Genomic DNA, 21,540 nt, shown 5'->3' with positions numbered 1-21,540 from the left:
GAGAACGAGGTCGGCAGCCTCGCGTTTGAATTCAGGGGAAAAGGTACGGCGTTGTTTGGTCATCTGACACCTCGTTCTGGCGAGCATTCTCGCCTAGATGGGTGTCCGGTTTCATTAGACCACTACATTGCCACCTCCTTTGACGTGCAAGTGGGCGGGGCCATGATCCCCACTTCGGGTGTAGTGGACAATTTTAACATCTCCATGTTGTGCGATTAACTTTGGTGGCAGTGCCGGCTCGGTAAACTTGCCGTTTCCTTTGGTAGTCCCGCACGCATTTAACCCAAGCGGATCAACCCACCCCGTAGGATTCACCGCATACTGATACAGGTTCTCCCCACCCAACAACCCAACCGGATCCTGCGTGGTAAAGCGGCCCACCCCCGGATCGTAATAGCGAAACGTGTTGTAATGAAGCCCGGTCTCTGCATCGAAGTACTGCCCCTGAAAGCGCAGGTGCTGCTCGATGCTCTGCAGCTCGAACCGTTCCACCTCGCCCCAGGCCTTGTAGCAGGCCTGCCAGACCAGATCCCCTTGGGATGTCGTGACCTCCAGCGGTGTGCCGATCTGGTCGGTGTGGAAGTAGTAGAGGCTGGGTTTGCCGCCGTCTCTGCGATCCGCCCGCGCCAGCGGTGCATAGCTGTCGGGTTCATAAATATACAGCTGCTGGCGGCCGCCGCAGGTCTCTTGCAGCAAGCGCAAGCCCTGCCAGAGGAACTGCGTGGTGGTCAGCGTACCTGCGATCTCCACCTGTTTGTGCGTGCGCCGGCCCAGGGAGTCGTACTGGTAACGGGCCTCGTTCAGCAGGTTGCCGTCACTGTAGCGCAGGGCATGTATCAGACGGTTCTCGCTGTCGTATTCGAACAGCTGGCGCTGGTGGGGGCTGCGCCGCTCGATCACATTGCCCCAGGCGTCGTAGCGGTAGTGGTACTGCTGCCAGTGCCGCAGGCGGTTGTCCTTGATATGCCCGAAACGGGTGCCGCGCTGGGGGTCGAGGCGGTTGCCGGCCGGGTCGGTTTCGAAGTGTTCGTTGTTCAGGTGTTCTTTTGTACTGCGGCTGAGCAGGTCGCCGGTTTTCAGGTAGCGGTAGACGCTGGCGCCGCGCTGACGATCGCTGCTGCTGGCCAGTTCCCCAGCCTTGTCGTAGTGATACCTGCGCTGCAGGTAACTGCCGGGATCGTCGAACAGGTCGTGGGTGTCGCGCTGCGGTTGCAGCACCCGTGACAGGTGTTCGGCGCCCCGGCGCGACGCGAATTGCCACTGCTTACGTCCGCGCACGTCGTAACCAAAGCAACTGCTGAGACGACCCTGGCTGCGCAGGATTTCGCGGTGCAGGTCGTCGCGCTCAATGTCGCTGATCAACTGGCCGTCGAGGTTGATCTGGTGCAGGTGCCCGCTGCCGTAATACAGGTGGTTGAGGGCGCGGCCATCCGGCAGGGTCAGGGTGCTGAGGTTGTCCAGCGGGTCATAGTGGTAACCCAGGGTACCTTGTGGCCCGGCCTCCTCGATCAGGCGGCCCAGCGGATCGTAGCTGAAGCGCAGGATTTCAGGCTGCACACCCAGGCGTTTGCCCTGCTGGCTGGGCTGACGCGCGATGCTCAACAGGCGATCGGCGTCATCGTAGTGGTAGTCGTGACGCGCCTCAGCGGTGATCTTGCTGAGCAGGCGGCCGGCCGCATCGCGTTCGAAGTCGGTGCGACGCTGCGGGCGCTCGCCGCTGTCGTCGTGGCCGGTTTCGGTGACGCAGAGCAGATGGCCGCTGGCGTTGTAGGTGAATTGGCGCTGTAGCTGGTCCACGCGCAGTTCGCTGATCAGTCGGTCGGCGCTGTCGTAGCTAAACCGGTAGGTGGCGTTGTTTTCGTTGACCAGGGCCACCAGGCGCTGGGCCTTGTCGTATTCGTAATGAGTCTGCTGACCTTCGGCGTGGCGGCGCTGGGTGGGCAGGCCGCGGGCGTTGCGGTGCAGGCGAGTGACGTGGCCAGCCCCGTCAGTGTGGGCCGTCACCTGGCCCAATGGGTTTTACTCGAAGCTTTCTACGCTGCCGTCGGGGTGTTCGATACGCAGCACTTCGCCTTGGGCGGTGCACTGAAACTGGGTGGTTTGGCTCAGGGCATCGGTGACGGCGATCAGGTGTTGGCGGTCGTCGTAGCGATAGGTAGTGACCTTGCCGGAGCAATCCTCATAGCGGGTGAGCTGGGCAAAGGCGTTCCAACTCAGAGTCTTGGTTTTGTGCAGTGGGTCGGTAATGGTGTGGGGCAGGCCATCGTCGCCATTGGCGTACCGCGTGACCTGGCCCACGGCATCGGTTTCGCAGATCAAGTTGCCGGCACGGTCGTAGTCTGCTTGCCAGGTGCCGCCGTCCGGTGCGCGGACCCGCGTGACCAACGGGGTGTTGAAGTGATAGCGGTACTCGGTGGTGCGGCCGAGGGAATCGGCTTCGGCGATCAGCCGCGAGTATTCATCGTACTGAAAGGCCAGGCGCTGTTCGCCCGGCAGCGTCAGGCCGACCAGGTTGCCGCAGTCATCCAGATCGATCGTGTAGTGTTCGCCGCCGAAGTCCCGGCTGGCAATGACTCGGCTGTCATGGTTATAGGTGACCTGAGCTTCGCGCTGCAAAACATCGGTGATGCGCGTAGTGCGAGCCTCCAGGTCATAAGTGAAGTGATAGTGCTCGCCATCGCTGGTCCAATGCTTCACGACGCGCTCCTGACCGCCCAGGGCAAGAGTTTGCGGCCGTTGCTGGTATCGACTTGCCAAAGATAGGGCCGATCACCCGATCCAGTTTTTAGCTTTGGCGTTTCTGCTATTCAGAATGCGCTCTGGCTTTATAAGTGTGCTAAGCATAAGGGGAGAGATATTCTTGAATTGTCAAATTCTTAGATAGGGCTGATATGCAAGCTGGTGCGCATTTATTAGATAAGAAGTACATATAATAATCATAGCCAAAGTGGAATTCACCGTTTGGAGAAATTAGTTTGCACCAAATTTTCTCTCTCAAAATCTGCCTTGCAATATTTTCAATGTCGGATGTATTTATTTCCTGGCCTTCAAAAAAATCCGCGCTGTCATGTGACTCTAGTTCGGATATTTTATAGTTGGTAATGTTCATGCAATCTGTAATTATCCTGATTGAATTCAAGTACCTGTTTTCTATTTCTACATAGTCTTTTTCTTTCTCTGGCGTGTCTATTTCATGAAAACTGGTCCATTCTTCTGGAGGAGATGCAAGAAAGCATTCCTCGTTGGTTTCAGTGTATTTAGTGATTCTGTATGAGTATGGCATGATTATTTTTCAATGTTTATTGATTTCTCGTTGTGCGCGCATGGTCGCGCAGTATTTTGCTAAAAGTTTTTGACGCTGCTTGCGCCTGTCCAAAAAACCAACATGTATGATTAATCTTTCGCGAAATTTGTTGAGGCTAAATCTTCCAAAATTACTATCGCTTTATTTTTTTGAAAGTTGATTAATCCATTCTTTAAGGTCATCGTTGGCGTAAAGGTAGTCTCGATCAGTAGAAGGTAAATCTAGTGCGCCTAGAAGAATCAAGTGATCTAACACTACAGTGTCTTCAATGTATATCGCATCATCATCTACTAAGCTAAATGCCCACGCTGCTATGGTGCGCCTGCTCATAGTGTCGTTAATGATTCCTTCAATTTTCGAAATCAAATCCTGGCGGTTGGGTATGGCATTCATTTTATCTCCTGCCTTGATATTTTCCAGTGGAGTTGAAAATATGGTGATTCAAATTGTCGGTTACGGGTTTGGGCGCCACGCTTCTCACTTTTCCTGAGTGATCTATTGTTTCATACCACGTTCTTTTATTTCCGGTACTAGGATCCCATTCTCTCACTAACCGTGCACCTTGCATTTGTCCTGGATTGCGTGAAGGTGTCATCGTACTATAGAAACGGTGTCGGCCATTTTGTAATTCCTTTATACCGCCTTTTCCATATTTTTCAGCTTGAGTGTAATAGGTTTTAAGCTTTTGGGCGTTCATAGCACTTCGTGCGTCAGTGCTCCTACTAACGGTGTTTTTAGAACCGAATAATGATTTGGTCGATGACGCTCCTTTCGCTCCCAGCATGCCACCAAGAAATGCACCGCCAAAAGCAGTGAGTTTTTGGCCATTTGACCCATCTCCAAACAGCTTTCCACCAACCCAATGACCTCCAATACCCCCAGTCACCCCTCCGAAAAAGGCAACAATAGGTATCAGGAACCCGCCTGTTAACACGAAGGCACTGGCGAAGCCAATCCCTCCAATCGTCCATTGAAGCCACACAGGTACTTCAGGATTGATAGCGTCAGTGAGCTGCGTTCCACCTCCAATAGAAATATTGCCTGATCCTGTACTGATTTTTCCATCACACTCAGTACGATCATCTACCCTGGCTGCTGGCTGACCATTGATATAGACGCTGGTGCTGCCTTCAGCGAGCACCTTACCAACGCCGTGTTGGTCACAGTCAACATGATCAAGGTGTGCTCTAGCAGCCGGTTTTCCATTGAAAAATACGTTGGGTGAACCGGATGTGATCTTGCCAGCCTCATTGCGACAGCACGAGAGACTGCCAATTAGTTGTCCGATACCAGCCCCGGCCGCAGCGCCTGCTCCGATCATGGCCACTGCCGCTAGACCACCAGTGCCTACGATGAGTGCAGTGGCTGCAGCGCCTACCGCCAGTCCAATCAGCAATCCCGCAAGCGCGCTTGAATGCTCTATTGAATCACCCTCACGAGCTGCCGCCGTCATTCGCAAACCCCGCCAGAGCGAGGCTGTCGCAGTTGCATCGTTTCAACCACTGAGTAGAACCTGATCCTCTCCTCGATCAACATGCCCTGAATATTGTTACTGGTGCCGGTGATCTGAATCAGTACTCGATGGTGTTGCTCGTCGGTATGCAAAAACAGTATTTGGATCTGGTGGACTGGCTTGCCTTGTTGGCGCCACCGATACTCGAATTCGCGACCTTCCACGCCGGCGATCTCTAGGGGCGCAAGTGGATTAATCCACTCAAGGTGCGCAAGAGAACTTTCCATTTTTTTGATTACGCGTTGGCTTATACCTTCCACGTCGGCGTCTTTATCAATTTGGCTGCGGCCTATTACTAATGAGAAAGGACTCGGACCTGAGTCAGTTTCGGCGAATACGTGGAATGTTTTATCCAAGATGCCGACTGGCCGAATAAAGCTCAGTTCGTTTGTCAAATAGGGAGCAGGAGGGGGAGGACTTGCTTCAGATTCTTGCAACGCTATTGCTTGTTCTTGACGTTCGCGCAACAGCTTTTCCGCGTAGCGGTCGTAGATATTCTGACGCATTAATTAGGACCTCTCGGTTAACTATTTTCGTTGATATGAACTTTTGACGTACCGATCAAATTGAGGGTGCTGCCAGATAAGGTAATGACGCCGTCATTACACATAGTCAGGGAGCTGCTTCCTACCGTTAAGACGATGGAGGTACTTGCGGTCAGGGTGATAGCGTTGCCCGAAGTCTCAAGTTTGAATTCGCCCTCTTTGATCGTTATAGAGGTGTCATGGGCAATGGTTTCGGTGTGCGTTCCCGAGATATCCAAGACACGATTACCGCCGACGGTCAGCGAGTCATCACGTTCCACTTCTCTATCCATGTCTCTTTCTGCATGCACCGAAATGCGCTCACTGCCCTGCTTATCTTCAAACAACAGCGAGTTGGCATTGGCTCCAGAACCCTTGGTCGAGCGGGTAAGAAAACCACTCTGCGTCTTGTTGGCCGGCAAGCTCCAGGGCGGTGTGTTCTTGCTGTTGTAAACGCTGCCGGTGATCAGTGGGCGGTCGGGTTGGCCGTCCAGGAACGACACCACCACTTCATCGCCAACCCTGGGGATGTGGATGCTGCCGAAGCCACCGCTGGCTGAGGTTTGGGAGACGCGAACCCAGCAGGAGCTCTCTTCTTTCTTGCGCTGGCTGTTGGCGCCGCGTGACTCACGGTCCCAGTGAAAATGGACCTTCACCCGGCCCAGGTCATCCGTGAAGATCTCCTCACCGGGCGGGCCGACCACGATGGCCGTTTGCGGGCCGTGGACGGTGGGGCGAGGGGTCGCTGGTTGTGCACGGAAAGGGATCTTCTTGCGGATGCAGGTGAAGTTATTCTCATAGCCGGCCTCACTGCCGGTCAGGTAGTTGTTGCTGCCGTGATGGTTCACGGTAAGCAACTGAAACTGCCGGTCTTCTATCGTGTCGCGGTCATGCTCATGGTGCTGGGTTAGTTCAAAGGTGTAGCCAGGGCACATTGCCCGGCAGTTGCTGGCGCCACTGAATATTTTTCCTTGCACTTCCAGGGCTTCGATGCGGTGGCGTACCAGACGCTCCCCGTCGGCGCTGCTTGCGTGGGTGTATTGCCCTGGGAAGTCATAGATCTCGTACGCAGTAACATCGCCCTGCTGATTCAGGCTTTGCAGGTTTACCGGTAAAAGGTGATCCGGTTGTTTGTAGTCGAATGTCTGTACGGCAATCTTTCCAGACTGCAGCTGGCGATGGCCACTCCATCGGAAGATCGAGTCAGCGGTCTCGTTGATTGACGTGCTGTGATAACGGATGGTGGGCTGCTGCGGCAACGGCTTGAGCAGGTTGGAAGCGTCGGTGATGATCAGGGTGTGCTGGTCGGCACTGTGTTCAAAATAAAAGAACAGGCCTTCACTCTCTAGCAAGCGCAGCACGAAGTTCAAATCAGACTCTCGGTACTGAGTGATGTAACTCCGTGACGGCAGATCACCCAGCAAGCGGAACTCGTATTGGGCAAGCGGTGTGTAGTCAGCAAAAACCGAGCTGATGACTTGTTCGACGGATTGATTTTGAAAAATGCGCGAGTTGAAGCGTTTGCCGAGCATCCACAGCCAAGGGGTCAGTGTTGCCGAATAATGGGTCAGGTTGCCCTGGCTGCCGGAATTGCCAAACTCGGTGATGTAGCCGTGTATGTACCGGGCTCCGCCATCGGTAAGTTCGATCTCTAAGGAGGCAGGTTTGCCGATCAGAGTCTTGAGCTCAAGTGCCGGGTCTTGGGAGAGCATCGATAGGGTGAACTCGAACAGCTGTGAGAGACCCTCAGTGCCATCGAAGTTCTCTAATAGTAATTCTTGAAGCTCCAAAGTCGGTGTTGTCAGTTTGATTAAACGACGATTTTGAGGCGCAAATATTGATTCCAGGTCCATTTATGCGAATCCTAGGTGTTTGGGCTGTGACGTTGGTCTTTCAAATGTGGTGGAGGGTGCCATGGCTTTTTACTTGAAAATCCATTGCACACTACGACCTATCCATGAGGCGTTTCTTAAATTGCGGATTTCTTCGAGATTGCAGAAGGTTAAAGTGATATTTTCTTTCTTCTGGTGTTCATTTAGTTGTTTTAGCCCGGAAACGGCATTGCGCATATAGTAAAAGATGTACGCGCAACCAATTAGCGTTGACATCCCGAAGAATAGGAAGGAAAACTCGAATTTTTCCAGATACGGAAATATTACAGATATTAATCCTGTGCAGGCTCCTGCTATCACGAAATGCTTGCGTGGAGTTAAAGTATTTTTGGGGTATGTCGTTTTAACTCTAGATCCGCTGAGTGTAAAAGGGGAGTTGAAAATCTTTCGAGACCGAGCATGGAAGTACTGGGTGGCGTGTACTGCTGGAGAAATTATGCCAATCGCGAAAGAGGTCGTGAGAGAAGTAATCAAGTAGTGGTTGATTAGTGTGGATGTGATGATATATGAGAATGCGAAAAAGAAAATGAGTACCAGGCTTAGCAGAAATGACATGCATTTGGTGAAGCTTTCGGTGATGTAAGCGCAGTGGAGGTGTTTGATTAATAGCAGTCCAATTAATGCTGAGCCTGGTAGGCGAAGTTCTGAAGGTGATAATATTAAAAGTATTGTTCCAAGTGCGCAGTATGCGAAGAGGACGCTATGGAGGTTGTGTAGAAAGTATTGCTTGTCAGTGCGGATCATCGTGTCGTTCCTGTTAATGCATCACCTATCCGCTCGTTAGCGTTATATTCTCCCGCATTCATTAGGACGTGAATGATGATGCCACCAGCTATGACGATAGCGATAGCAGACACCGCAGATAGTCCCATCACTCCAACAATCACACTTAAAATTACAATTCCCACATTCGTCGGCTGGCTATAAGCACTTTTATTCAGGAAGTCATTAAAGCCGTTTGATGAGGTTCCATCTATAATGGCTTGTGGTCCAACGGTTAGGAGAGCTCCAGCAGTAGTACCAGTGAGTATGCGGCCAATACCCCGGGCGCTGTAGGCACTGGAAGTGATTGGAACCCTCCTGCGAAGAGCTTCGGCAGCTTGATAAATTGGAAGTTGGATAGCATTTGATGCAGTTTTTCCACCGATTGTATAAAACTGAGCACGTGCATTGGCTGGCACCTCGAAATGCAGTTGCCCTTGAATTCGCACTAGCTTGATTCGTTGTTTAAAGGCTCGTTTGGCTGAAACGCTTCCTGGTTTTCCACGGGTATTTGCCCAATTAACCAACTGCCGTTTGAGCTCGGGTGACAGATCTAGCATGTCCACTAGTCGTCCTGCCTGGAAAGGCGCATGTATAAGACCTGCGAGTGCAGCTGTAGTGCTAGGTAAACTGGAAAGAGAGAAGAGCGCCGGTCCAATCACCGGAATCGACTGCGCCTTCTGATGTAGCTCCTTGACTTCACGCGCCGTGACATACCCTGCAACTTTTACCTTTGAAAGTAGATAACTCAGGTGCAACGCCATCTGCTCGTGCTCCTGAGCATCCAGTCCGTTATCCGGATCGCTAAGCGTTGCCACCATAAAGTGTGCCGCGCTCAGTTCGTCAGTCGCGTAAAAGCCACTAATAGATATGTCTGTAGGAAACTGGCGCTCAGCGATTACGCTCGGCCAAGGCAGTGTGCCATGCCCAAGTAACCCACTATGCGTGCCCTCACCCAACGGGTCATTCATCGAGCAGGGATACAGTCTATTGCTCATCCATAAGTTCCTGTAAGCGCCATGACGCGAGTGATGTCAGCCATGAGCGTTCGTGATGCTCATGCAGGTATTCACTCGCATTTAAAGTCGCGAAGGAGACCTTCTTGGAAAACGCTTGTCAAGCCAGGGAATTGTAACGCGGCGAACTATCTGTACTGAAAATTGTAAAAAATCTGCGCTATAAAACGGTGCTGTTCGTTGTGAGATTTTGTCTTGGTCCCGCGAACTAGAGCTGTTGACGTGTAGGGCTGCGTGCGCGGGCGGAATGGGTCGATCGAAATGTTTTGTAAGTTATTTTTCGACAAAAATTACAAATTTATTCCTTGTAGGAATGGTCCTTCAATTCAAGTAGAAATAGGCTACTTGAAACTGTAATGGGTCTGATTGTTCGTGCCGATTTCGGCAGTTACGGTGTGCGGCGTTTGATGAGGCCCTTTGAAATGCTATGGCCGCATTAGTTCAGTCTCGAATGGTTTACAAAAGTTGTGTGCTTAAGCCTTGGCCAACATCTCATTTCCGTAGGGGATTTTCCCGCTACGGTGTGTAGGGCAACAACGGATGAAACACGATTAAGGAGTTCGCCAGATGGCAAAGATGGAAAGTACCCAGCACAAGCTCGACCGTATTCGTGCGCCGCGTGTGCAAATCACCTATGACGTTGAAGTTGGAGACGCCATTGAACAGAAGGAGTTGCCGTTCGTGGTCGGTGCGATGGGCGACTTCTCTGGGCACCCGCTGGAGCCACTGCCGCGCCTGAAGGATCGTAAGTTCGTCCTCATTGATCGCGATAACTTCAATGGCGTGCTCAAAGCATTCCTTTGCAACGTGGGGTGGGAGGTTTCTGATCAATCTGTCAGAAATATTTCCACACACTACCACTACTGAGGTGGCCATGGTCAAGGCTGGCCAGGGTAGGGGCGCTGACGTTATTCGCCGTGAAGCCGGGGCGAGCGGAGAGTGTTCAGTCGAGGGTATAGCGCACCGACAGCGCCCCTTTTTTCTCCGACAATGCCAGGATCGTCACCTTGCCCAACTCGCCCAGGGTTTGCACATGAGTTCCGCCGCAGGCGTAGCTGGGCAGTTCACCGAAGCCCACTTCGCGGGTGCCATCTTCCAGGGCCATATGGCGCGAATAGTCCGCAGCGATCCATTGGTTGATCTGTCGTTGCAGCACCTCTGCGTCCATGGTTTGTGCGGTCTCGCCACGAATGAACGTGATCTTGCCTTCGCCCGGCCAGTGGTGCGCCTTGATTGGCATCCAGCCCAGGGTTTCACCGGCATTGCCGATCAAATGCCCGGCCGAATGCAGGCGGGTATGCAGGGTGCGGCGGTCTGCATCGACCCGCGCGCTGATGGGGCCTGGGGCTATGGCACGGTCCAGATAATGCACCACGCGATCGGCCTCTTGGGTCACGCGCACGACGTTGCTTTCGCCGAGTCGGCCAGTGTCGAAGGGCTGCCCGCCGCCCTGGGGGTGGAAGATCGTCGATTGCAGGATCACCGCGAACTGCCCTTCGTGAGGGGTGCAACTGAGCACTTCCAGCTCAGCAGTCAGGTGGTCGTGGGTAAAAAACAGGCGTTCGGTCATGGTCTACATCCGCATCAGGGTTCTGCGGGCAGTATAAATAGTGCGCATATGGGTGATAATCCGCCCAATTATCAATGGACCTGTGCTTCATGAGCATTAATCTTCCTTTGCCGCTGCTGGGCGAAATGGCGATTTTCGTCAAAGTGGTGGAGACCGGCAGCTTTTCTGAAGCGGCGCGGCAATTGAGCGTTTCGCCGTCGGCGGTGAGCCGCAGCATTTCACGCCTGGAAAAGGCCCTGGCCACCCGTCTGCTGCAACGCACCACGCGCAAATTGCGCCTGAGCGAGGGCGGTGAAGAGGTGTTCAAGCGCTGTCAGGAGATGGTCAATGCGGCGCATTCGGTGATGGAAATCAGCGGCCAGTTCACCCACGAAGCCGAGGGCCTGGTGCGGGTCAGTGTGCCCAAGGCGGTGGGGCGGTTTGTGGTGCATCCGCACATGCCGGCGTTTATGCGGCGTTACCCCAAGGTGGACGTGCAGTTGATCCTTGAGGACCGGCACGTGGACCTGATCGATGACAATGTCGACTTGAGCATCCGCATCACCGACAGCCCCCCGCCGGGCCTGGTGGGGCGCCAGTTATTGCCGATCGAACATTTGCTCTGTGCGACGCCGCAGTATTTGGCCGAACATGGCACGCCTGGACATCCCCATGACTTGCTGAAGCACAGTTGCATTTACCTGGGTGAAACCCCGGCGGACTCACGCTGGAAGTTCCGCCAGGGCGGTAAGACCGTGACCGTCGGCGTGCGTGGGCGTTATGCAGCGAACCATACTGGCGTTCGGCTGGAAGCGGTGTTGCAGGATGTCGGGATTGGCAGTCTGCCGTACTTTACGGCGCGCCATGCCTTGGAGGCGGGGCACTTGGTGCAGGTGTTGCCGGAGTGGGAGTTTATTGCGTCCTACCATGGCCAGGCTTGGCTGCTGCATTCGCCTACGCGCTACCTGCCGCCGAAGTTGCGGGTGTTCATCGATTACCTGGTGGCGTGCATGGCGAAGGAGCCGACATTGCATCGCAGGTAGGCGAGGGAGCCCGCTTGGCTGCGATGTGGGCGACAAGGTCCGTCAGTTGGGCCGAGGCAATACCATCGCAGGCAAGTCGGCGCCCGGAGAAGGGCGCTTCCCACGTCAGTGTTTGCTTTGATCCTGGGGCATGGCCAGCAGCTGCTTCTCCTGGTTCCAGTCGAACGGTTCGTCGTTCAGCTCGGCTTCATGGCGACGTTCTTCCAGGGCCTGGTACAGGTCCAGTTCTTCGTCGGGCATGAAGTGCAGGCAATCGCCGCCAAAGAACCACAGCAGGTCGCGCGGCACCAGATGGGCAATTTGCGGGTAACGCAGGATGACCTGGCTCATAAGGTCCTGGCCCAGGTACTGGCTTTCGATCGGGTCGATCGGCAACAGGGCGCGCAGTTCGTCAAAGCGCTCCAGAAACAGGGTGTGGCTCTCCTCGGGCACTTGTTCGGCTTCGCCGACGGCAACCAGGATGCTGCGCAAGTGGTCGAGCAAGACGAGATGATCGGCAACGACGTTGGACACGAGATAAGTCCTCTAAAGCAAAAACGGGCGCGAGAGTATATAGCCCTCGTGCCCGTATTTATATGACCGCTGGACTCAGCGCACTTTGCCTTCGGCCTGGGTCAGTTCTTCCTTGTTGAAATCATCCACGTCGATCACCTTGCGTCGCGCTGTTTCGGCGTCACGCAGGGTCTGCGCTTCGGCCGGCTGCAACACGCCGGCATTCAGGGCGGCATCGATGGCATGCTCGCCGGCAGTCGGTTTGACCTGGCCGCTTTTCAGCGCGGTATGGAGTTTTTTCTGCAGCGGATGGCTGGCACCGAGCAGATCGTAAGCCTGTTGCAGCGCGCCCACCGGATCGTCCGCCGATTGCGGGCGGTAGCAGCCGGCCAGCAATTCTTCCAGGGTCGGGTCACCTTTGGCACGGCCGATCACCGCGGCTACCTGGGCATCCAGTGCATCCGACGGCCCGGTATGGCGGCGGCCGAACGGGAACACGATCACCCGCAGCAGACAGCCAAGCACCTTGCTGGGGAAGTTGCTCAGCAGTTCATCCAGTGCGCGTTCCGATTCACCGAGGCTTTCCTCCATGGCCCAGGCGAACAGCGGTTCCATATGGTCCGGCGAATCCAGGTCGTGATAACGCTTGAGCGCCGCCGACGCCAGGTACATGTGGCTCAGCACATCGCCCAGACGCGCCGACAGGCGCTCGCGACGTTTCAATTCGCCGCCCAACAGCATCATGCTCAGGTCGGCGAGCAGGGCGAATGCGGCGGCCTGACGATTGAGCGCGCGGAAATAACCCTGGCTGAGGCGGTTGCCGGGGGCTTTTTCGAAATGGCCGAGGCCGAGGTTCAGCACCAGCGTACTGGCGGCGTTGCTCACGGCAAACCCGATGTGTTGCATCAGCAGGCCGTCGAATTCCTTCAGCGCCTGGTCGCGGTCCTCACGCCCGGCCAGGGCCATCTCCTTGAGCACGAACGGATGGCATCGGATCGCGCCCTGGCCAAAGATCATCAGGTTGCGCGAGAGGATATTCGCGCCTTCCACCGTGATGAAAATGGGCGCGCCTTGCCAACTGCGGCCCAGGTAGTTATTCGGGCCCATGATGATGCCCTTGCCGCCGTGCACATCCATCGCGTGGCTGATGCACTCGCGACCGCGCTCGGTGAGGTGGTACTTGAGGATCGCCGACAGCACCGAGGGTTTCTCGCCCAGGTCAACCGCATTGGCAGTGAGCATGCGTGCGCTGTCCATCAGCCAGGCGTTACCGCCAATCCGCGCCAAGGCTTCCTGGATACCCTCGAAGGCCGACAGCGGCACGTTGAACTGCTCGCGCACTTGGGCATATTGGCCGGTCACCAGGCTGGTGAACTTGGCCGCGCCAGTACCGACGGCCGGCAGGGAAATGGAGCGGCCCACCGACAGGCAGTTCATCAGCATCATCCAGCCCTTGCCGAGCATTTCCTGGCCGCCGATCAGGTAGCTCAGGGGGATGAATACGTCCTTGCCGGAATTGGGGCCGTTCATGAAAGCGGCGCCCAGGGGCAGGTGACGGCGACCGATCTCTACGCCGGGGGTATCGGTGGGAATGAGCGCCAGGCTGATGCCCAGATCTTCCTCGTCGCCCAGCAGATGGTCTGGGTCATAGGCCTTGAAGGCCAGCCCGAGCAGCGTCGCGACGGGGCCGAGGGTGATGTAGCGTTTTTCCCAGTTCAGGCGCAGGCCGAGGGTTTCCTGGCCTTCCCATTCACCTTTGCAGATCACGCCGGTGTCGGGCATGGCGCCGGCGTCGGAGCCGGCCAGCGGGCCGGTTAGGGCAAAGCACGGGATATCGTCGCCGCGTGCCAGACGCGGCAGGTAGTGGTTACGTTGTTCTTCGGTGCCGTAGTGCAGCAACAACTCGGCTGGACCGAGGGAGTTGGGCACCATCACGGTAGAGGCCAGGTCGCCGCTGCGGGTGGCGAGTTTCATCGCGACCTGGGAATGGGCATAGGCGGAGAACCCTTTGCCGCCGTATTCCTTGGGGATGATCAGGGCGAAAAAGCCATGGGTCTTGATGTGCGCCCAGGCGGCCGGGGGCAGGTCCATGGCCTGGCCAATGTCCCAGTCGCTGACCATGGCACAGAGTTCTTCCGTGGGGCCATCAATGAAGGCCTGTTCTTCTTCGGTCAGTCGGACTTTGGGGTAGGCCAGCAACTTGTCCCAGTCGGGGCGACCGCTGAACAACTCACCATCCCACCACACAGTGCCGGCATCGATGGCGTCGCGTTCGGTTTCGGACATCGGCGGCAACACTTTCTGAAACCAACTGAACAGCGGCTTGGTGAAGTATTGGCGGCGCAGGTCCGGTAGCAACAACGGCGCTGCGATTACAGCGATCAAGACCCAGAAAATCAGCAGCAGCCAACCCGGTGCATGGCTCCAGGCGCCCATCGCCAACAGGTAAACGGCGACCACGCCCAGGGCGGGCAGGGGCGCGGTGCGGCGGTGTGCCAGGTAGGCAACGCCGACCACCAGAACCAGTATCCACAACAACAGCATATTCAATCCTCCGTGAAACCAGGGGCGAAACCACCAAGGAGCTTAGTCGGCATCCGAGAAAGCGCGGCAGTCAGGGTGTTACGAGTTGTACGGAAGGCACCGATCAACAGGCGCCGACATTTGGCCGAATCGTCGTTATCTCTGTGGCAGGCCTGTCGTTAAACTCCAGGCTTCCTTCGGAGATAACGCGCATGGAAACGTACCTGAGGCCCAGCCGCTTCATCGATAGTGACCACCCTGCGGTGGTGGAGTTCGCCGAAAAACATCGCGGTTCCAGCGCGGATCTGCGTGACCAGGCAGTCAGTCTGTACTACGTCGTACGTGAGGCCGTGCGCTACAACCCGTATACCTTCAGCCGTGATCCAGGCACCTTGAATGCCAGCTTTGCGTTGGCCACCCGTGAGAGCTACTGCGTGCCCAAGGCCACCTTGCTGGCGGCCTGCGCACGTCACTGCGGCATCCCGGCGCGCATCGGCCTGGCGGATGTGCGCAATCACTTGTCGACGCCGCGCTTGCTCGCGCTGCTCAAGAGTGACGTGTTCGCCATGCACGGCTACACCGAGTTGTACCTGAACGGCGCCTGGGTCAAGGCCACGCCGGCGTTCAATGCGCAACTGTGTGAGGTGTTCGATGTGCCGCCGTTACCCTTCGATGGGCTCAACGACAGCGTGTTTCATGCGTTCAACCGCCAGGGCCAGCGCTCGATGGAGTACGTCGTGGACCACGGCCAATTTGCCGATGTGCCTGAAGAGTTGTTCTTCGGCCATATTCAGAAATGCTACCCGCACCTGTTTGAAGAACACCTGCCAAGCCTGCTGGGCGACATGCAGAGCGATTTGAGCCGCGAATGAACCGGCGTATGCTGCTGCGTTCATCAAGCCATGTTCATCAACGATAAGGCGCGGTCATGCTGAAGATCTGGGGTCGTAAAAATTCATCAAACGTCCGTAAAGCACTGTGGTGCGCCGAGGAACTCGGTCTGGACTATGAAGCCATTGATGCAGGCGGGGCTTTTGGTGTGGTGGACACCCCGCAGTACCGGGAGATGAACCCCAATGGCCGGGTGCCAGTGATCCAGGATGGTGATTTTGTGTTGTGGGAATCCAACACCATCGTGCGTTACCTCTGCGCCAAACACGCGTCGGCGTTTTACCCGAGTGATCTGCAAGCTAGGGCCAACGCCGAAAAATGGATGGACTGGACCACCTCGACCCTGGCCGAGCCGTTCAAAGCCGTGTTCTGGGGCATCGTGCGCACCCCGGCGGACAAACAGAACTGGGACAGCATCAACGCCGGGCGCCAAGCATGTATCGATGCTCTCGCGACCGTCGACCAGGCACTGGCCGACCACCCTTACCTGTCGGGCGATACGTTCGGTATGGGTGACATCCCCCTGGGCTGCTTTATCTACGCCTGGTTCGAGATGCCCATCGAACGCCCTGCAATGCCGCATCTAGAGGCCTGGTATGCGCGCCTGCAACAACGCCCGGCCTACCGCAAAGCGGTGATGACTGCGTTGACTTAATACCCACTATTAATACGGGTGACTGTACTTGTGCTGCGCGGGCACGCACCATGCCCGCCATGCATCCCGGGTTGAACTACCTGCGCTGCGCCCTCATCTATTCTTTCTATTCCCTTCTTTGGTGCGTATTCCGATATGAGTTCCGCTCTGTCCATCCGGCAGCTAACCAAAACCTACGGCAACGGTTTCCAGGCCCTGAGTGGTATCGATCTGGACGTTGCCGAAGGTGACTTCTTCGCCTTGCTCGGCCCCAACGGTGCCGGTAAATCCACCACCATCGGTATCCTCTCCACCCTGGTCAACAAGACCAGCGGCACGGTGAATATCTTCGGTCACGACCTGGACAAATCCCCGGCGGCGCTCAAGCGCTCCATCGGCGTTGTGCCCCAGGAATTCAATTTCAACCAGTTTGAAAAGACCTTCGACATCGTCGTGACCCAGGCCGGCTACTACGGCATCCCGGCGAAAATCGCCAAGGAGCGCGCCGAGCAATACCTGACCCAACTGGGCCTGTGGGACAAACGCGACGTGCCGTCGCGCTCGCTCTCCGGCGGTATGAAGCGGCGCCTGATGATCGCCCGTGCGCTGGTGCATGAACCGCGTCTGCTGATCCTCGACGAACCCACCGCTGGCGTGGACATCGAGCTGCGTCGTTCGATGTGGACCTTCCTCACTGAACTGAACGAGAAGGGCATTACCATCATCCTCACCACCCATTACCTGGAGGAGGCTGAGCAACTGTGCCGCAACATCGGCATCATCGACCACGGCACCATCGTCGAGAACACCAGCATGCGTAATCTGCTGGGCCAGTTGCATGTGGAAACCTTCCTGCTGGACCTGAAGAACAACCTGTCGGTGGCGCCGCAACTGCTCGGCTACCCGAGTCGCCTGGTGGACAGCCACACCCTGGAAGTCCAGGTGGACAAGGCCATGGGCATCACCGCGCTGTTCACTCAGTTGGCGACCCAGAACATCGAGGTGCTGAGCCTGCGTAATAAAACCAATCGCCTTGAGGAGTTGTTCGTGTCCCTGGTGGAGAAAAATCTGACGAAGGTGGCGGTATGAGTTCGGAACTGCAACCCAACCTTGTTGCCCTGCAAACCATCGTCTACCGCGAAGTGAAGCGCTTTACCCGGATCTGGCCGCAGACCTTGCTGCCGCCGGCGATCACCATGGTTTTGTACTTCGTGATCTTCGGTAACCTGATCGGTCGGCAGATCGGCGACATGGGTGGTTTCACCTACATGGAGTACATCGTACCGGGCTTGATCATGATGTCGGTGATCACCAACTCCTACGGCAACGTGGTGTCGAGTTTCTTCGGCAGCAAGTTCCAGCGCTCCATCGAAGAGCTGATGGTGTCGCCGGTGTCGCCGCACACCATTCTGATCGGCTACACCCTGGGCGGCGTACTGCGCGGTTTGATGGTCGGTGTGATCGTGACACTGCTGTCGCTGTTCTTTACCCACCTGCAGGTGCATCACCTGGGCTTGACCATTCTGGTGGTGGTGCTGACGGCGACGATCTTCTCGCTGCTGGGGTTCATCAACGCTGTATTCGCACGCAATTTCGATGACATTTCGATCATCCCGACTTTCGTGCTGACGCCGCTGACTTACCTGGGCGGAGTGTTCTATTCCATCACCTTGTTGCCGCCATTCTGGCAGACGGTGTCGCTGGCCAACCCGGTGCTGCACATGGTCAACGCCTTCCGCTACGGCATCCTGGGCGTGTCGGATATCAAGATCAGCGTGGCGATCACTTTCATGATCGTGGCCACTGTGGTGTTGTACATCGGTTGCGCGCGGTTGCTGGTGAGTGGTCGGGGGATGCGCACTTAAATGCTGACTTAACGGCGGCCAAAAAATGTGGGAGGGGGATTGCCCCTCCCACATGTTGTTTAAGTGCAGGCTTTAGTTTTTCAGCGCCAGATCAATCAGCGCGCGCAACTCTTCAACAGCCAGCGGCGACGTTGAGAACAAAATACGAAACACTGTCGGCGCCGCGATCAGATTGATCAACCGGTCGACACTCGGCGGTGTGTCTTGCGGGTAGCGGTCGACGATTGTCTGCAACTGCCGACTCAAGATGCTCACGCACTGGCCCGGCGTCAGGCTGCACTGCACGTCGCGCATCATATTGCGCCCAAGCTCCGAACTCATTTCATCCAGGTATTGCTCGGCCCAGGCTTGCAGGTCCCCGCGCAGGCTGCCGGTATTGGCTGGTTCGCTGTCCGGGCGCATGCGCGCAACGGCCACATCGGCCAGCAGCGCGGACAGCTCGCCCCAGCGCCGGTAGATGGTCGACGGCGTGACGCCTGCGCGTGCGGCAATCAGGGGCACGGTCACGCTCGTGCGTTCATGGGTCTCCAACAGTTCGCGCACTGCCGAATGAACGGATTCTTGTACCCGGGCACTACGGCCCCCCGGGCGGAGGCCTTCTTTGATCGCCATGTTTGCGACCTTAACACAAAGAATTTGCTTTAAGCGCTGGTCAGTCGCACACTCCACAAAAGCAAAATATTAGCTTTAGCGGAGCGTGCCCATGACTAGCCTGACTTCTCACCGTTCCAGCCTGGTATTCCTCGCGATCACATTGCTGACGTTTCTGGCCGCTTCCAGCGCGCCGACGCCGTTGTACCACCTGTATCAAGAAGGCCTGCATTTTTCGGCGGGCACGCTCACGCTGATCTTTGGCGTCTACGCCTTGAGCCTGCTGGCGGCGCTGCTGACTGTGGGTTCGCTGTCGGACCACCTGGGGCGCAGGCCGGTGATTTTTGCCGCGCTGGTTCTGAACATGTTGGCGATGTTGCTGTTTATCAATGAAAGCAGCGTGGCTTGGCTGATCGCCGCCCGTACGTTACAGGGCTTTGCCACCGGCATGGCCACCGCGGTGCTGGGGGCGGCGTTGCTCGACACCGATCGCCAACAGGGGCCGCTGGTCAACAGCGTGGCGCCGTTGTTGGGGATGGCGTGTGGGGCGATGGGCTGCAGCCTGCTGGTGGAGTACGCGCCGTTGCCGACCACCTTGATCTATTGGGTGCTGCTTAGCTTGATGCTCCTGCAAGCGCTGTATGTATGGCGCCTGCCGGAAACCGTCAGCCCAATGCCCGGCGCGATGGCTTCCCTGTGGCCCACCTTGCATGTGCCGGCCCAGGCGCGCCGCGCGTTGTGGATTGCCTTGCCGGTGGATGTCGCGGTGTGGGCCATGGGTGGTTTTTATCTGTCCCTGGCGCCGTCGCTGGTGCGGGCCGCGACCGGGTCGACGTCAAACCTGATCGGTGGCGGGTTGGTGGCGGTGCTCACATTGAGCGGTGCCGTGATGATTTACCGCCTGCGCAGTCGCCCGGCCGACAGGGTTCTGCGCCTGGGGGCGGGGCTGCTGGCGGTGGGCGTGGCGCTGATCCTGAGCGCTGTGCACGCGGGGAGCGTGGCGTTGTTTTTCGCCGCGACGTTGATTGCCGGCAGCGGTTTCGGCGCCGGGTTCCTGGGCGCTTTACGCAGCGTGGTGCCGCTGGCGTTGCCCCACGAGCGGGCGGGGTTGATGTCGGCGTTTTATGTGCTCAGTTACCTGGCCTTCTGCGTGCCGTCGCTGTTGGCGGGTAACCTGATCCGCCGGTTTGGCTTGGTTGTGACCACCGACGCCTATGGCGTGTTGTTGATCGTGCTGGCACTCAGCGCCTTGATCGCGCTGCTGGTGCAGGATTCCTACAGGGCCAGGGCGACATCCAACCGCTGATCCGGTAATAATCGGCGACACCCAAAGCCGTGAGATTCAAGTATGAAGATCATCCGCAGCAAGGACTTCACCGGCAGCCGTGCCTGGGAAGCATTGGATATCGCCAACATGAACGGCATCACCACCCGTTTGCATTGGACCGATCAGCCCTATCGCTGGCACATCAACGACGGTGAAGAAGTGTTCGTGGTGTTGGATGGGCGGGTGAACATGCACTACCGCGACAAGGGGTTTGAGCAGGTGGCGGAGTTGGCCGTGGGAGACATTTTCTACGCCAGCGTCGGCACCGAGCATGTGGCGCATCCCCAGGGCCCGGCGCGGATTCTGGTGATAGAAGGCGAGGGCAGTGTCTAGCGCTTATTGGTAAAACAGATAACAGTTAGAGATATTACCCGTTATATAGATATTCGATCAGGTTCTACCATGGTCTCAACCTCATGCGAGGAAGAGGATGTTCATCATGACCTGCTCCAATACATTTAGTTACAAGCCCTTCAGTCACCTGACCCGTCCGCGGGAAGTGATCCGCCAATTCACCCCGAACTGGTTTGCCGCGACCATGGGCACCGGCGTGCTGGCGCTGGCCTTGGCCCAGTTTCCAGTGAGCCTGCCGGGGGTGCGGGCGGTCGCTGAAGGGTTGTGGCTGTTTACCATCGGCCTGTTCGCTCTGTTCAGCGTGTTGTACGGCGCGCGCTGGGTGATGTTTTTCCACGAAGCACGCCGAATCTTCGGTCACTCCACGGTGTCGATGTTTTTCGGCACCATCCCCATGGGACTGGCGACCATTCTCAACGGCTTGCTGGTGTTCGGCCTGCCACGTTGGGGGGCTGATGTAATTCCCCTGGCTGAAGCCCTGTGGTGGCTGGACGTGGCCATGGCCCTGGCCTGCGGTGTGCTGATCCCGTTCATGATGTTCACCCGCCAGGAACACAGCATCGACCAGATGACCGCCGTGTGGCTGTTGCCGGTGGTCGCCGCCGAAGTCGCCGCGGCCAGTGGTGGCTTGCTCGCGCCGCATCTGGTCGACGCCCATGGGCAACTGGTGATGCTGGTGACCAGTTACGTGCTGTGGGCGTTTTCCCTGCCAGTGGCGTTCAGCATCCTGACCATCCTCATGCTGCGCATGGCCCTGCATAAGCTGCCCCACGCCAATATGGCCGCGTCGAGTTGGCTGGCGCTGGGTCCCATTGGTACGGGGGCCCTCGGCATGTTGTTGCTGGGGGGCGATGCTCCTGCGATCTTTGCCGCCAATGGCCTGCCCGGCGTCGGTGAAATCGCCAGCGGCCTTGGCCTGATCGCGGGCATCACGTTGTGGGGCTTCGGCCTGTGGTGGATGCTGATCGCAGTGCTGATTACCCTGCGTTACTTGCGCGCCGGTATCCCGTTCAACCTCGGTTGGTGGGGATTTACCTTCCCCTTGGGGGTGTATGCCCTGGCCACGCTGAAACTGGCCGCCGTGCTGCACCTGGGGTTCTTCAGCGTAGTCGGCAGTGTGTTGGTGGTCGCCTTGGCGCTGATGTGGTGGGTGGTGGCCAAGCGCACCGTGCAAGGCGCCTACAAAGGTGAGCTTTTTGTTTCACCGTGTATTGCAGGATTAGGGAATAAGTAAGCGCGATTAGGTAAAGTCGTGGCCTG

Annotated in this window: 21 protein-coding genes; 9 read left to right on the top strand and 12 right to left on the bottom strand. The window is 56.8% G+C overall.

Annotated features, from left to right (window positions below; all coding sequences use genetic code 11):
• Window positions 1-114: 114 nt before the first annotated feature.
• From KZX66_RS25095 to KZX66_RS25060, 8 genes are all read right to left on the bottom strand, one after another.
• The gene (locus KZX66_RS25095) at window positions 115-2,013 is read right to left on the bottom strand and encodes an RHS repeat-associated core domain-containing protein (protein ID WP_282446061.1); all 1,899 of its coding nucleotides are present in this window, start codon (window positions 2,011-2,013) and stop codon (window positions 115-117) included.
• 6 nt (window positions 2,014-2,019) lie between these two features.
• Window positions 2,020-2,697 carry an RHS repeat domain-containing protein gene (locus KZX66_RS25090; protein WP_248083898.1) on the bottom strand — a complete coding sequence of 226 codons (678 nt, stop codon included), beginning with the start codon at window positions 2,695-2,697 and terminating at the stop codon, window positions 2,020-2,022.
• A gap of 139 nt (window positions 2,698-2,836) precedes the next feature.
• Window positions 2,837-3,283: a hypothetical protein gene (locus KZX66_RS25085; RefSeq protein WP_248083897.1), complete on the bottom strand. Its 447-nt coding sequence runs from the start codon at window positions 3,281-3,283 to the stop codon at window positions 2,837-2,839.
• Between the two features lie 162 nt (window positions 3,284-3,445).
• Window positions 3,446-3,697 (bottom strand): hypothetical protein, encoded by a 252-nt coding sequence (locus tag KZX66_RS25080; RefSeq protein ID WP_248083896.1) that lies wholly within the window; start codon window positions 3,695-3,697, stop codon window positions 3,446-3,448.
• A gap of 1 nt (window position 3,698) precedes the next feature.
• A complete protein-coding gene (locus tag KZX66_RS25075) occupies window positions 3,699-4,757 on the bottom strand; it encodes a PAAR domain-containing protein (RefSeq protein ID WP_248083895.1) in 1,059 nt (352 codons plus the stop codon).
• Window positions 4,754-5,323: a DcrB-related protein gene (locus KZX66_RS25070; protein ID WP_248083894.1), complete on the bottom strand. Its 570-nt coding sequence runs from the start codon at window positions 5,321-5,323 to the stop codon at window positions 4,754-4,756. The genes KZX66_RS25075 and KZX66_RS25070 overlap by 4 nt, the downstream gene beginning before the upstream one ends.
• A gap of 17 nt (window positions 5,324-5,340) precedes the next feature.
• Window positions 5,341-7,194 (bottom strand): type VI secretion system tip protein VgrG, encoded by a 1,854-nt coding sequence (locus KZX66_RS25065; protein ID WP_248083893.1) that lies wholly within the window; start codon window positions 7,192-7,194, stop codon window positions 5,341-5,343.
• A 779-nt stretch (window positions 7,195-7,973) separates the two neighbouring features.
• Window positions 7,974-8,993: a hypothetical protein gene (locus KZX66_RS25060; protein WP_248083892.1), complete on the bottom strand. Its 1,020-nt coding sequence runs from the start codon at window positions 8,991-8,993 to the stop codon at window positions 7,974-7,976.
• A gap of 585 nt (window positions 8,994-9,578) precedes the next feature.
• Here KZX66_RS25060 and KZX66_RS25055 point away from each other — a divergent pair.
• Window positions 9,579-9,878 carry a type VI secretion system contractile sheath small subunit gene (locus KZX66_RS25055; protein WP_282446060.1) on the top strand — a complete coding sequence of 100 codons (300 nt, stop codon included), beginning with the start codon at window positions 9,579-9,581 and terminating at the stop codon, window positions 9,876-9,878.
• Between the two features lie 76 nt (window positions 9,879-9,954).
• On the opposite strand, the gene KZX66_RS25050 is transcribed toward KZX66_RS25055, so the two are convergent.
• Window positions 9,955-10,581: an alanyl-tRNA editing protein gene (locus KZX66_RS25050; RefSeq protein ID WP_248083891.1), complete on the bottom strand. Its 627-nt coding sequence runs from the start codon at window positions 10,579-10,581 to the stop codon at window positions 9,955-9,957.
• 89 nt (window positions 10,582-10,670) lie between these two features.
• Between KZX66_RS25050 and KZX66_RS25045 the strand changes: the two genes are divergently transcribed.
• Window positions 10,671-11,603: a LysR family transcriptional regulator gene (locus KZX66_RS25045; RefSeq protein WP_248083890.1), complete on the top strand. Its 933-nt coding sequence runs from the start codon at window positions 10,671-10,673 to the stop codon at window positions 11,601-11,603.
• A gap of 105 nt (window positions 11,604-11,708) precedes the next feature.
• Here KZX66_RS25045 and KZX66_RS25040 read toward each other — a convergent pair whose 3' ends face one another.
• Together KZX66_RS25040 and KZX66_RS25035 are read right to left on the bottom strand one after the other, a co-directional pair.
• A complete protein-coding gene (locus tag KZX66_RS25040) occupies window positions 11,709-12,116 on the bottom strand; it encodes a PA2817 family protein (protein WP_003172871.1) in 408 nt (135 codons plus the stop codon).
• Between the two features lie 75 nt (window positions 12,117-12,191).
• Entirely contained in the window at window positions 12,192-14,639 is a 2,448-nt protein-coding gene (locus KZX66_RS25035; RefSeq protein WP_248083889.1) for an acyl-CoA dehydrogenase, read from the bottom strand.
• A gap of 191 nt (window positions 14,640-14,830) precedes the next feature.
• On the opposite strand from KZX66_RS25035, the gene KZX66_RS25030 reads away from it, so the two are divergent.
• The 4 genes from KZX66_RS25030 (at window position 14,831) to KZX66_RS25015 (ending at window position 18,008) form a co-directional block, all read left to right on the top strand.
• Entirely contained in the window at window positions 14,831-15,490 is a 660-nt protein-coding gene (locus tag KZX66_RS25030; RefSeq protein ID WP_248083888.1) for a transglutaminase family protein, read from the top strand.
• Between the two features lie 56 nt (window positions 15,491-15,546).
• Window positions 15,547-16,164, top strand: coding sequence for a glutathione S-transferase (locus KZX66_RS25025; RefSeq protein WP_248083887.1), 618 nt, complete (start codon window positions 15,547-15,549; stop codon window positions 16,162-16,164).
• Between the two features lie 135 nt (window positions 16,165-16,299).
• Entirely contained in the window at window positions 16,300-17,232 is a 933-nt protein-coding gene (locus KZX66_RS25020) for an ABC transporter ATP-binding protein (protein ID WP_090399856.1), read from the top strand.
• Entirely contained in the window at window positions 17,229-18,008 is a 780-nt protein-coding gene (locus KZX66_RS25015; protein ID WP_003172877.1) for an ABC transporter permease, read from the top strand. The genes KZX66_RS25020 and KZX66_RS25015 overlap by 4 nt, the downstream gene beginning before the upstream one ends.
• Before the next feature lie 72 nt (window positions 18,009-18,080).
• Here the strand turns inward: KZX66_RS25015 and KZX66_RS25010 are convergent, their stop codons facing one another.
• Entirely contained in the window at window positions 18,081-18,620 is a 540-nt protein-coding gene (locus KZX66_RS25010) for a TetR/AcrR family transcriptional regulator (protein WP_248083886.1), read from the bottom strand.
• Window positions 18,621-18,711: 91 nt separating this feature from the next.
• Here KZX66_RS25010 and KZX66_RS25005 point away from each other — a divergent pair, with 91 nt between their 5' ends.
• The 3 genes from KZX66_RS25005 to KZX66_RS24995 all read left to right on the top strand — a co-directional run bounded on the left by KZX66_RS25005 (window position 18,712) and on the right by KZX66_RS24995 (window position 21,514).
• A complete protein-coding gene (locus KZX66_RS25005; RefSeq protein ID WP_248083885.1) occupies window positions 18,712-19,905 on the top strand; it encodes an MFS transporter in 1,194 nt (397 codons plus the stop codon).
• Between the two features lie 42 nt (window positions 19,906-19,947).
• Window positions 19,948-20,259: a cupin domain-containing protein gene (locus KZX66_RS25000; protein ID WP_248083884.1), complete on the top strand. Its 312-nt coding sequence runs from the start codon at window positions 19,948-19,950 to the stop codon at window positions 20,257-20,259.
• Window positions 20,260-20,365: 106 nt separating this feature from the next.
• Window positions 20,366-21,514, top strand: coding sequence for a TDT family transporter (locus KZX66_RS24995; RefSeq protein WP_248083883.1), 1,149 nt, complete (start codon window positions 20,366-20,368; stop codon window positions 21,512-21,514).
• The last annotated feature ends 26 nt before the right edge of the window (window positions 21,515-21,540 follow it).

The organism is Pseudomonas sp. EYE_354 (genome assembly GCF_023148575.1).
Lineage (GTDB): Bacteria > Pseudomonadota > Gammaproteobacteria > Pseudomonadales > Pseudomonadaceae > Aquipseudomonas.
The sequence above is the reverse complement of the archived record's forward strand: the minus strand, read 5'-3'. Positions and strand labels throughout refer to the sequence as shown.